An 11,476-nucleotide genomic window follows, 5' to 3' on the forward strand; every position below is an offset into this window, starting at 1 on the left:
TGAAACGTCCAAGGGGTGCGTCACTTCGAGCGTCCAGGGCGCAAGGGTCAAGCGGCGGTGGCGCACGGCCCGTAACTGAGCCAATCTGACCCCAACGATAAGAAAGTCAGGGAGTCCAAGACCATGGTCGACGCCGCCACGCCCGCCGTGCCCGCCCCGGAGGAGGCCTCCCCCTTCACCGCCCGCTACCGCGCCTTCGCCCTGGCCATCCTGCTGGGCGCCTACATCCTGTCCTTCCTGGACCGTCAAATTGTCTCGATCCTGGCCGAGCCCATTAAGAAGGACCTCGGCCTCGCCGACTGGCAGCTGGGCATGCTCACGGGACTGGCCTTCGCACTCTTCTACACGACCCTGGGCATCCCCATCGCCCGCCTGGCCGAGCGGTTCTCCCGGCCTTGGATCATCGCGGCCTCCATGGCGCTGTGGAGCGGCTTCACCGTACTGAGCGGCCGAGCCCAGACCTTCCCGCAGATGCTGATCGCCCGCATGGGGGTCGGCTTCGGCGAGGCCGGCTGCAATCCCTGCGCCCATTCCCTGATCGCCGACTACACCCCCAAGGAGAAACGCGCCTCGGCGCTGGCCACCTATTCCCTGGGCATCCCCATCGGCACCCTGCTGGGTCTGGTGATGGGCGGACTGATCGCCGACGCCTATGGCTGGCGCGTCGCCTTCTTCGTGGCGGGCGCGCCGGGCCTGGCCCTGGCCTTGGTGGCCGGCTTCTGCCTCAAGGAGCCCCGCAAGTACATGTCGGCGCTGGCCACGAGCCAGGCCGAGGCCGCCCCGCCCCTGTCGGTCGCCTTCAAGGTGCTGGGAGGCAAGCCCACCTTCTGGCTGATGGCGGTGGCCGCCGGACTGATGGCCTTCGTGGGCTATGGCCAGGGCGCCTTCAACGCCGCCTTCTTCATGCGCCTGCATGGGGATGAACTTGCCCTGCTGGCCGCGCCCTATGGCTTGAAGTCCACCGGCTTCCTGGGCTTGGCCCTGGGTCTCATCGGCGGCGCGTCCGGCATCGTCGGCACCCTGCTCGGGGGCTGGTTCGCCGATATCGCCGCGCGCAGGGACGCCCGCGGCTACGCCGTGGTCCCAGCCGCCGCCGCGGTCCTGGCCCTGCCCTCCTACTACTTCATCTACACGGTCGAAAATCCGATGACGGCGCTGTGGCTGACCATCATCCCCAGCATCCTGGGTTCTCTCTGGTACGGCCCGGTCTTCGCCACGGCCCAGAGCGTCGTGCCGGCCCACACCCGGGCCACCGCCGCCGCCCTGCTGCTGCTGGTGTTGAACCTGATCGGCCTGGGGTTCGGACCCCTGTTCGTCGGCCTGCTCAGCGACGCCCTGGCCACCCTCGGGGGTCTCGGCGCGGCCGAGGGCCTGCGCTGGTCCATGGTTCTGACCTCGCTGTTCACCCTGATCAGCGCCGCCATCTTCTGGATCGCCCGCAAGACCATGGTGCGGGATTTGGTCAGCTAGGCCTCTGCTTTCCTCCCCTGTTTACAGGGGAGGAAAGCACCCCACACCGCCTGCCCTGGCGGAATTCACCCGGCGGTTGATCATCGCTTAAGCGTGAACGTCTAAGCTTGGCGTCATGCCGATCTCGTACCTCTCGGTTGCGCAGATCTCCGCCCTCTCGGCGACGGTCCTGCAGCCGCTCTCGACCACGAAGATGCAGCAGCTCACCGCGACCCAGGTGGGCGCGCTCAGCGTGACCGGGATCGGGACCCTCTCGGTCACCCAGGTCGGGGCCCTGTCGGCCAGCCAGGTCAAGGGTCTGAAGACCACCCAGATCGCCCACTTCTCCAGCGCGGTGGTGTTCGACACCGCCCAGCTCACCGCCCTGAACGCCAGCCAGCTCGGCGGCCTCAGCTCCAGCCAGCTCGGCGCCCTGGACACCACCCGCCTGGCCGCCCTGGCCGGAACCCAGCTGGCGGGCCTGTCGGCCACCAACCTTTCAGGGCTCACCGCCACCCAGATCGGCGCCCTGTCGGCCACCCAGGTGAAGGGTCTCACCACCAGCCAGATCAAGGGTCTCAGCGCCGCCGACATCGACGAGTTCAACCTGACCCAGCTCGGGGGCTTCACCGCCACCCAGATCGGGGTCCTGGCCACCACCCACCTGGCCCAGTTCGACGCCACCGAGATGGCCTCGCTCTCCACCACCCAGGTGAAGGGCCTCAACACCCTGCAGCTGCGCGACCTGGACGCCACCACCCTGGGCCGGCTGACGGCCACCCAGGTGGGCGCCCTGTCGGCCAGCCAGGTCGGCGCCATCGCGGCCACCAACCTCGCAGCCCTCGCGCCCGGCGCCATCGCGGCCCTGTCCTCGACGCAGATCTCCGGCCTCACCAACACCGCCCTGGCCGCCTTCGACGCCACCCAGGTCGCGGCCCTGACCACCACCCAGGTCACGGGCCTCACCGCCACCCAGGTGCGTGGCCTGGAGGCCGCCGACTTCGACAAGTTCACCTCCGGCCAGATCGGCGCCCTCACCGCCGCTCAGTTGGGCGCGCTCTCGACCACCAACCTGGCCAGCCTGGACGAGACCGAGATCCAGGCCCTGGCCACCACCCAGACGGCGGGCTTCACCGCCACCCAGATGGCCAGCCTCTCGACAACCGACTTCGCCGAGCTCGCCGCCACCCAGATCGCCGCCCTCACCGCCGGCCAGGTGGGTGGCCTCTCGGTCACCAACCTGACCTCGCTCTCGGCCACCCAGTTCGCGGCCCTGGACCCGGCCAGGATCCGGGGCCTCACCGCCAGCCAGCTCGGCGGCCTGGAGGCGGCCGACTTCGCGCGCTTCACCCCGACCCAGATCGTCAGCCTCACCGCCACCCAGATCGGCGCCCTGTCGGCCACCAATATCGGGTCGCTCAACGCCACCGTGGTCCAGCAGCTCAGCACCACTCAGCTCCAGGGGCTCACCGCCTTCCAGGTCCGGGCGCTCACCGCCACCGATGTGCGCGAGTTCACCGCCACCCAGATTCAGGGCTTCACCCCGGGCCAGTTCGGCTCGCTCTCGGCCAGCGCCCTGCCGGCCCTGTTCGACACCCAGTTCGAGGGGCTCAGCGCCCAGCAGCTCGGCGGACTGTCGGCCTCCGGGGTCGCAGCGCTCAACGACACCCAGATCGGCTGGCTCTCCACCACCCAGCTTCGCGGCGTTAGCGCCACGGCCCTGGGGGGCCTCTCGGCCACCGACTTCGGCCGCTTCAGCCCGACCCAGATCGACGAGCTGACCCCCGCCCAGCTGGCGGGCCTGTCTTCGACAAACCTCTCGTCCCTCGACGCCACCCAGATCACCGACCTGACCACCAGCCAGGTGCGGGCCCTGACCGCCACCCAGATCGGCGGTCTCTCGGCCACCGACGTCGGCGAGTTCGATCTCACCCAGCTCGGCGCCATGACCAGCGTCCAGATCAACGCCATCGGTCCGGCCACCCTGGCCTCGCTGGACGCGACCCGGCTTGGCGCCCTGGCGGCCAGCCAGATCGCCGGCCTGACCGCCACCAACTTCTCAGCGCTCACCGAGACCCAGGTCGCCGGCCTGTCGGCCACCCAGATCCAGGGCGTCAGCGCAGCCAATATCCGCAGCCTCAGCGCCACCGACTTCGGCGAACTGACCGCCACCCAGCTCGTGCGGCTGACCGCCGGCCAGGTGGGCGCCCTGACCACCACCAATCTCTTCGGCCTCTCGGCCACCCAGTTCGCAACCCTGGCGGCGACCCAGATCGCCGGCCTGACCGCCAGCCAGCTCTCGGCCCTTGAGCCCACCCAGTTCGGAGCCTTCACCGCGACCCAGATCGCGGCCCTTCCCGGCGCTCAGATCGCCGCCCTCAGCACCACCCTGATCGGCTCTCTAACCACCACCCAGGTCGCCGCCTTCGCCGCGACCCAGATCCCGAAGCTCACCATCACCCAGGTCCGCCAGCTCTCCACGACGCTTGTCGCCGCCATGAGCCCGGCCCAGGTCAACGCCTTCACGGCCACCCAAATCCAGAACCTGCCGCCGGCCTGACATCGGTGCTAGCCTTCAGGACGCTCCGCAGAGAGCCGTTCAGGGAAGGAAGCCGCCATGACCGACCGCATCGAGGCGATCGAGTACACCGACGCCGTCTGCTCCACCGCCTGGGGCGCCGAGCCCCTGCTGCGCCTGCTGGACTGGCGCCACGGCCACCACCTCACCTGGCGCAAGGTCATGGGCGGCTTGGTGGGCGACGCCGCAACCGGCAAGGACGACTGGGACCGGGTCAGCGCCGCGGGCCCCATGCGCGCCTACTGGAAACGGGTCTGGGCGCTCACCGGCATGCCCTATCCCAACCCCATGCACCTGATGCTGCAGTCCACCGACCCCATGGGCGCGGCGGTGAAGGCCGCCGAACTTCAGGGCCAGGATGTGGCCCACGCCGTCCTGCGCCGCTTCCGCGAGCAGATCTTCATCTTCGGCCAAGGCCCCCAGACCCCCGACGAGTTCGACGCGGCGACGCAAGGCGTACCCGGCCTCGACCACGCCCGCTGGCGCCTCGACCAGGCCCGGACCGAGGTCGCCGCCGCCTACAAGGCCGACTGGGAAGAGACCCGCGCGCCCAACGACTATGTGCGCAATCTCAAGCACGACAGCCCGATGAACGGCGAACTCAAACATTCCGAGGGCCACGACCGCTACGCCCTGCCCACCGTGATCTTCCGGGGTCCGGGCGGCGACCAGACCGTCGCCGGCTGGGTGGGCTATGAGGAGTATGTGGCCGGTCTCGAAGCCGCCCTGCCCGGCGCGACCGCCGACCCGCGCCCCGACCCGACGCCGCAACAGGCCTTCGCCCGCTGGCCGGTCCTGACCGCCAAGGAGCTAGCCGTGCTCTGCGGCGAGGCCGCCACGCCGCCCGAGGGTGTGGTGAGTTACGACTGGGGCGACGGCGTCGTCTACTTCACCGCCGCCGAGGCCAGGGCGCGGGGGTTGGCGCAAGCCGTCGAGGCCTGACACAGGCTCTTTCCTCCCCCGTTGCGCTCCGCTTCACAGGGGAGGAAAAGTCGTTGCCTGACGCAGGGATAGACACGTCTGATCTCCGAGCAGGGAGTTCGCCATGTCTGATCTCGACTTCACCGGCCAGACCGTCCTCGTGGTGGGCGGGTCGAGCGGGATCGGCAACGGGATCGCTCACGGCTTCAGGAAGCGCGGCGCGGCGGTCCATGTCTGGGGCACGCGGGCCAAGGCGGCCGACTATGACGGCGTCGAGGGCTCCGATCTCACCGGCCTGACCTATGCGGGCGTGGACGTCTCCGACCGCGCCGCCGTCGCCGCCGAGGCCCCCAAGCTCCCGGCGCTCGATGTCCTGGTCCTGTGCCAAGGCACGGTGATCTACCGACGCGGGGAGTTCGCCCCGGCCGGCTGGGACCAAGTCATGGCGGTCAATCTGGACAGCCTGATGGACTGCTCCAACGCCTTCCACGGCCGGCTGGCGACGGCCAAGGGTTCGATCATCATCGTCAGCTCGGTGTCAGGCTTCCAGTCCAACCGCGGCAACCCGGCCTATGCCGCCTCCAAGGCGGGCGCCGTCAGCCTGACCAAGACCCTGGGCGAAGCCTGGGCGCGGGACGGCATCCGGGTGAACGGCCTGGCGCCGGGCCTGGTGGCCACCAAGCTGACTGCTGTCACCACCCAGAACCCCGACCGCCTGGCCGGCGCGCTGCGGGCCATCCCCGCCGGCCGCATGGGCACGCCAGACGACATGTCGGGCGCGGCCCTGTTCCTCGCCTCGCCCCTGGCCTCCTACGTCTACGGCCAGACCCTGATCGTCGACGGCGGCCTCTCGCTCTCCTGAAGGAATTCCAGATGCCGTTGAGCCGCTCGGTCCAGGGTTCCGTCGTCCTCGTCACCGGGGCAGGCGGCGGCATGGGGGCCGCCACCGCCCGAGTCTTCGCCGCCGAGGGCGCCCACGTGGCCGTCACCGACCGCGATGGCCAGGCCGCCCAAGGCGTGGCCGACGCCATCACCGCCTTGGGTCAGTCCGCACGCGCCTGGGCCCTGGACGTCACCGATCCCGCCCGCATCGTCCAGGTGGTGGACGAGATCGCCACGCGCTTTGGCGGCCTCGACTGCCTCGTCAACAATGCCGGGATATCGGGCTTCGCGGCCATCGACGACGACAACTACGAAGCGGTCTGGGAGCGTTCGATCTCCGTCCTGCTGACCTCCCACCACCGGGTGATCCGCGCGGCCCTCCCCCATCTGCGCAAGTCCGACGCGCCGCGCATCGTCAACATCGCCTCGACAGAGGCCCTGGGCGCCACCGCCCGCGACAGCGCCTATGCGGCGGCCAAGGCCGGCGTCACCGGCCTGACCCGGGCTCTCGCCGTCGAACTCGGCCGCGAGGGCGTCACCGTCAACTGCATCTGCCCCGGGCCCATCCTCACCGGCATGACCGACGCCATTCCCGACGAGGCGCGCCAGACCTATGCCAGGCGCCGCACGGCCCTGGGCCGCTACGGCCTCCCGGAGGAGGTCGCCCACATGACGCTGAGCCTCTGCCTGCCCGCCGCCAGCTACCTCACGGGCGTCACGATCCCGGTCGATGGCGGCCTGATGGCCAGGAACGCCTAGGGGTCCTGATCGTTGACACCCGCCGGATCGGGCAGCCGCTCAAAGCTGCGTGACCAGGTGTGGTGTCGGGCGAACGCGTCACCATTTCGGGTACAGTAGGCGTAGGAGGAGACGGTCATGACCCAGACACCGCAGGCTGATCATAGCATCTCGGTCGTTCCGGTGGACGGCGGCTGGCAGGTTCATTCCCCCTTCGACGACACCCCCCTGATGTTCCTCTCCGGCGCCAAGGCCGAGGAGAAGGCCAAGTCCCTGGCCGAGCGCCTGGCCGCCGCCGGCCGCGACGCCCGCGTCCTGATCCACGACCGCACCCGGGCCCTGGTCGGCACCTGGCGCTACTTCGCCTACGAAGCTCCGCTCGCCGAACTCCCGGTTCGCCGCGAGGTCTAGCGCCACGATCGGAACACCTGCCGGTCGACCGGCGTCGAGACCGGCGCCATCCAGCCCGGCAAGTCCCAGGGCGCCGACAACGCCCGCTAAGCTCAGAGACGCCCGCGAAGCCCCGTGCGACGCGGGCGCTTTTGCGACCGTCTCGCAAGCGCTGCATTTCGTAGCTGTCTGTCGGATATCCGCCGGAACTGCGCCTTCGAAAGGGTGTTTTCCGACTCAGGGCGACAGCGCCCGTAAACTCAGAGGAACGAGGGACGTTATGGCGACCGCCGCGAAGGCCGACACGGCCAAGAAGACCGCTTCCGAGAAGACCGCGCCGCGCCGCACGCGCCGCACCAACCGCCGCGATCCGCTGGCCATCAGCCTGCTCAAGAAGGACCACCGCGAGGTGGACGCCATGTTCGACGAGTACGAGCAGCTGGAAGAGGACGCCGAGAAGCTGGCCCTTTTCAACAAGATCGCCCTGGCGCTCAAGGTCCACACCCAGATCGAGGAAGAGATCTTCTATCCGGAAGAGCGCGGCGACGTGGAAGACGACCTCATGGACGAGGCCTATGTCGAACACGACAGCGCCAAGAAGCTGATCGCCGAGATCGAGGCCATGAAGCCGTCCGACCAGTTTTATGACGCCAAGGTCAAGGTGCTGGGCGAATACATCAAGCACCACGTCAAGGAAGAGGAAGAGCCCGGCGGGATGTTCTCCCAGGCCAAGAAGGGCGACGAAGACCTCGACGCCATGGGCGAGCGCATGGCCGCCCGCAAGGAAGTACTGATGGCTGAGCTGGCTCCCGCCCAAGCCAACTGATCAGGTCGCCGCGCGCGCTTTCCCACGCGCGGCGCGCCTGCCCTTCACAAGACTGATGAGATCGCGCCGCCCCAGCATCGTCTGGGGCGGTTTGCTGTGTGACGCACCACAGCCGCCGGGCTGCCCCCCATAGGGGCTACGTTTCTTTACAGATGGATCGACCGCTCCCGCGTAACCTCGGCGGAGCCCAAAAAACAGGCACTTAAACCCAATCTCGGCAATCTATCATTCCATGTATCCAACAACACATAGGCCGTATTCGACAATACTTACTATTGAACTCATCGTCGTTTTCTAATTTCCGAGAGACATATTACAAACACTGTCGAGCAATTATATGCCATCTCATGGCGATATCTGTGACACACTCGACTTGTTACAGCGTATTTATTTGACCGATTGGTCTGGACCTCAGTGAATTTTAGAAATTATCTGCTGTCGGCGCTAGAGCCCGACGACATGGCCGCGCTTGGCCCATTTCTGACGGAAACCGCCCTCTCCGCGGGCGACGTGCTGCACGAGGTCGATCAACCCATCGAGGCGATCTTCTTCCCCTCCAGCGCTGTGGTCTCAGTGGTCACCCCCACCCGGGACGGACGCAGCGTTGAAAGCGCCACCATCGGGTTCGAGAGCGTCAGCGGCCTCCCCTCGTCGCTGAGCGGCGAGCCCAGCTCAAGTCGCGTCTTCGCCCAGGTCGCGGGCGGCGCCATCCGCCTGCCGGCCGCCAAGCTGCGCGACCGGGCGTTCCAAAGCGCGCCTCTCCTGCATCTGCTGCTGCGGCACATCGAGGCCAATATCAGCCAGGCCCAACAGTCGGTGGCCTGCAACGCCCTGCATGAGGCCGGCCAACGCCTGGCCCGCTGGCTGCTGATGACCCAGGACCGGGTGTCGGGCCCCGTCGTGCCCCTGACCCAGGAATATCTGGCGATCATGCTGGGCGTGCAGCGCACCACCGTCACCCTGGTGGCCAGCGCCTTCAAGCGCGAAGGCCTGATCGACTACCGGCGCGGCGCCATCACCATCCTGGATCGGGCCGGGCTCGAACGGGAGGCCTGCGAATGCTACGGCCTCAGCAAGATTCGCTTCGACCGTCTGCTGAAAGTCGCGGCCTGAGGCCTGAGTCGCCAAGGGGCCCGGCCTCCCGACGTTGGCGATGGATCAACTCGTCGTCGCGCCAGATCTCGACCTCGGCGGCGCTGCTGTGCGCCGCCAGAACCTTCACCGCCTGAGCCATCGCCGCCGCGTCGTCCGTGAGCTCAACGGCCTCGAACGTCAGGCCGGAGCCTCCGGCGAGATAGGGATAGAAGATGTAGGCGGGCACGGGGGGTGTCTCTCGGGGGGAAGCGACACCACACCACCAACCTTGACCAGCCGTCTGTCCGATAGTCGACAGATCGCCCGCGGAGCATCAGCCGCCGCGCGCCCCTTCCCCTCGGCCACCGGCTCCGCCTAAAGTCCCGCCAAGAAAGTGCATGGGGGGATGTGCGTATGACTGCGGCGGCGGACGCCGGCGGCAAGCCGGTCTATTCGGATAGCTACAAGGGCGTGGTGCTGGGCCTGCTGGTCACGGCCTACACGCTCAACTTCATCGACCGGACGATCATCTCCACCATCGGCCAGGCCATCAAGGATGACCTGAAGATCACCGACACCCAGCTGGGTCTGCTGGGCGGGCTCTATTTCGCCCTGCTCTACACCCTGCTGGGCATCCCGATCGCCCGGCTGGCCGAGCGGTTCAACCGTGTCAACATCATCTCCGCCGCCATCCTGATCTGGTCGGGCTTCACTGCGCTCTGCGGCACCGCCACCAGCTTCGCCCAGCTGGCCGCCTACCGCTTCGGCGTCGGGTTCGGCGAGGCGGGCCTCTCCCCGCCCGCCCACTCCCTGATCAGCGACTATTACGAGCCCAAGCGGCGGGCGAGCGCGCTCTCCATCTATTCCTTCGGCATCCCGCTCGGCACCATGCTGGGCGCCGTGGCCGGCGGCTGGCTGGCGCAGAACTTCTCCTGGCGCATCGCCTTCCTGATCGTCGGCGCGCCGGGCATCATCATCGCCATCATCATGAAGATGGTGATCAAGGAGCCGCCGCGGGGCCATTCCGAGCCGGAACAGGCGCCGGCCTCCCCCGAGGATGTCGCGCCGCCGGCCCCCAAATTCTCCCTGGCCGGCGAGTTCAAGGAGCTGGCCGCCGTCTCGGCCACCCTGTTTGGCAAGTGGCCCATCCTGCACATGGTGCTGGGCGTCACCATCGCCTCCTTCGGCTCCTACGGCTCAGGCCAGTTCGTGCCGCCCTATTTCACCCGCGCCTTTGGCCTGGACTACGCCCAGGTCGGCCTGATCACCGGCCTGGTGGGGGGCTTCTCCGCCGGTATCGGCACCCTGCTGGGGGGCTTCATCACCGACCGTCTCAGCAAGCGCTCGCCGCGCTGGTACGCCCTGACGCCGGCCATCGGCCTGGCCATCGCCACCCCCATCTATGTCGCGGCCTATCTGCAGCCTTCGTGGCAGAGCGCGGCCCTGATCCTGCTGATTCCGGGCATCTTCCACTACACCTATCTGGGCCCCACCTTCGGGGTGGTGCAGAACATGGTGCCGACGCACCGGCGGGCCACGGCTACGGCCCTGTTGTTCTTCTTCCTCAACCTGCTGGCGCTCGGCGGCGGCCCGCCCTTCACCGGCTGGATCATCGACCAGTTCGCCCAGTTCAACTTCAACCACGTCGGAGCCGGCGGGACGCTCGCGGGCCTGGGCGGCCTGTTCGGCGGCGACCTGGGGGCCGTCAGCTTCGCCACCGCCTGTCCGGGCGGCAAGGCCCCCGATGGGGCGAGCCTGGCCCTGGTCGGCCAGTGCAAGGCCAGCCTGGTGGAGGCGACCCGCTCCGGCGTCATCGTCTCCATCTGCTTCTACCTCTGGGCCGCCTTCCACTACCTGCTGGGCTCCATCGGCCTCACCAAGGCCCTGGCCAAGGCCCGCACCGACCGCGGCGAGGCGGCCTGATCGACCGGAAAGCCCTCCCCCTCGATGGGGGAGGGTTGGGTGGGGGTGAATGCAGGGCGCCAGGCGAGGGAAACGATTGGGCGCTGCGCCCACCTGGGGCTTCCCGCACCTCGGCTGACGCACCCCCATCCCTGCCCTTCCCCCATCGAGGGGGAAGGAAACAACCGCTTCGGCATCCTTCGCCCGGCTGCCGGAGGACGCCGCCTGGAACGCCTTCCTCCCGCAGGAAAAGCCGGCTTGGGGTGGCGATTCTCCGCCGGTGGCGCTAATCAGCCTCCGTAAGGAGCCCTCGACATGATCCCCCGCTACGCCCGCAAGGAAGCCGCCGACATCTGGTCGCCCCAGACCCGCTTCAAGATCATGTTCGAGATCGAGGCCCACGCCGCCGACAAGATGGCGCAGCTGGGGGTCATCCCCGAGCTGGCCGCCCGCACCATCTGGGAAAAGGGCCGCGACGCGGTCTGGGACGCTGAGCGCATCGACGAGATCGAGCGCGAGGTGAAGCACGACGTCATCGCCTTCCTGACCCACGTCACTGAGATCGTCGGCCCCGAGGCCCGCTTCCTGCATCAGGGCATGACCAGCTCCGACGTCAACGACACCGCGCTCGCCGTCCAGCTCAGCCGCGCCACCGACCTGCTGATCGACGACGTCGACATGGTGCTGACCGCGCTCAAGCGCCGCGCCTTCGAGCA

Annotated in this window: 11 protein-coding genes; 10 read left to right on the plus strand and 1 reads right to left on the minus strand. The window is 68.4% G+C overall.

The features are described from left to right. Nucleotides 1-123: 123 nt before the first annotated feature. The 8 genes from RMO97_RS12195 to RMO97_RS12230 all read left to right on the plus strand — a co-directional run bounded on the left by RMO97_RS12195 (nt 124) and on the right by RMO97_RS12230 (nt 8,897). Entirely contained in the window at nt 124-1,470 is a 1,347-nt protein-coding gene (locus RMO97_RS12195; RefSeq protein ID WP_310541342.1) for an MFS transporter, read from the plus strand. 115 nt (nt 1,471-1,585) lie between these two features. Further along, on the plus strand, nt 1,586-4,009 hold the full coding sequence (locus RMO97_RS12200; RefSeq protein ID WP_310541343.1) for a hypothetical protein: 2,424 nt from the start codon (nt 1,586-1,588) through the stop codon (nt 4,007-4,009). Nucleotides 4,010-4,066: 57 nt separating this feature from the next. Then, entirely contained in the window at nt 4,067-4,969 is a 903-nt protein-coding gene (locus RMO97_RS12205; RefSeq protein WP_310541344.1) for a DsbA family protein, read from the plus strand. Nucleotides 4,970-5,072: 103 nt separating this feature from the next. Further along, nucleotides 5,073-5,810, plus strand: coding sequence for an SDR family oxidoreductase (locus RMO97_RS12210; protein ID WP_310541345.1), 738 nt, complete (start codon nt 5,073-5,075; stop codon nt 5,808-5,810). 11 nt (nt 5,811-5,821) lie between these two features. Continuing rightward, the gene (locus RMO97_RS12215; RefSeq protein WP_310541346.1) at nt 5,822-6,589 is read left to right on the plus strand and encodes an SDR family NAD(P)-dependent oxidoreductase; all 768 of its coding nucleotides are present in this window, start codon (nt 5,822-5,824) and stop codon (nt 6,587-6,589) included. A gap of 117 nt (nt 6,590-6,706) precedes the next feature. Continuing rightward, nucleotides 6,707-6,979, plus strand: a complete 273-nt coding sequence (locus RMO97_RS12220) for a hypothetical protein (RefSeq protein ID WP_310541347.1) — start codon at nt 6,707-6,709, stop codon at nt 6,977-6,979. Nucleotides 6,980-7,238: 259 nt separating this feature from the next. Further along, complete coding sequence (locus RMO97_RS12225) at nt 7,239-7,784, plus strand: hemerythrin domain-containing protein (protein ID WP_310541348.1); 546 nt, start codon at nt 7,239-7,241, stop codon at nt 7,782-7,784. A gap of 459 nt (nt 7,785-8,243) precedes the next feature. Continuing rightward, nucleotides 8,244-8,897 carry a Crp/Fnr family transcriptional regulator gene (locus RMO97_RS12230; protein WP_310541349.1) on the plus strand — a complete coding sequence of 218 codons (654 nt, stop codon included), beginning with the start codon at nt 8,244-8,246 and terminating at the stop codon, nt 8,895-8,897. Here RMO97_RS12230 and RMO97_RS12235 read toward each other — a convergent pair. Further along, nucleotides 8,854-9,105: a hypothetical protein gene (locus RMO97_RS12235; RefSeq protein ID WP_310541350.1), complete on the minus strand. Its 252-nt coding sequence runs from the start codon at nt 9,103-9,105 to the stop codon at nt 8,854-8,856. The genes RMO97_RS12230 and RMO97_RS12235 overlap by 44 nt on opposite strands. A 167-nt stretch (nt 9,106-9,272) precedes the next feature. Between RMO97_RS12235 and RMO97_RS12240 the strand changes: the two genes are divergently transcribed. Beyond that, nucleotides 9,273-10,781: an MFS transporter gene (locus RMO97_RS12240; RefSeq protein ID WP_310541351.1), complete on the plus strand. Its 1,509-nt coding sequence runs from the start codon at nt 9,273-9,275 to the stop codon at nt 10,779-10,781. 294 nt (nt 10,782-11,075) lie between these two features. Further along, nucleotides 11,076-11,476 (plus strand): lyase family protein (locus RMO97_RS12245; protein WP_310541352.1); only part of this gene is annotated, 401 nt, incomplete at its 3' end.

The organism is Phenylobacterium sp., assembly GCF_031425575.1.
Taxonomy (GTDB): Bacteria; Pseudomonadota; Alphaproteobacteria; order Caulobacterales; family Caulobacteraceae; genus Phenylobacterium.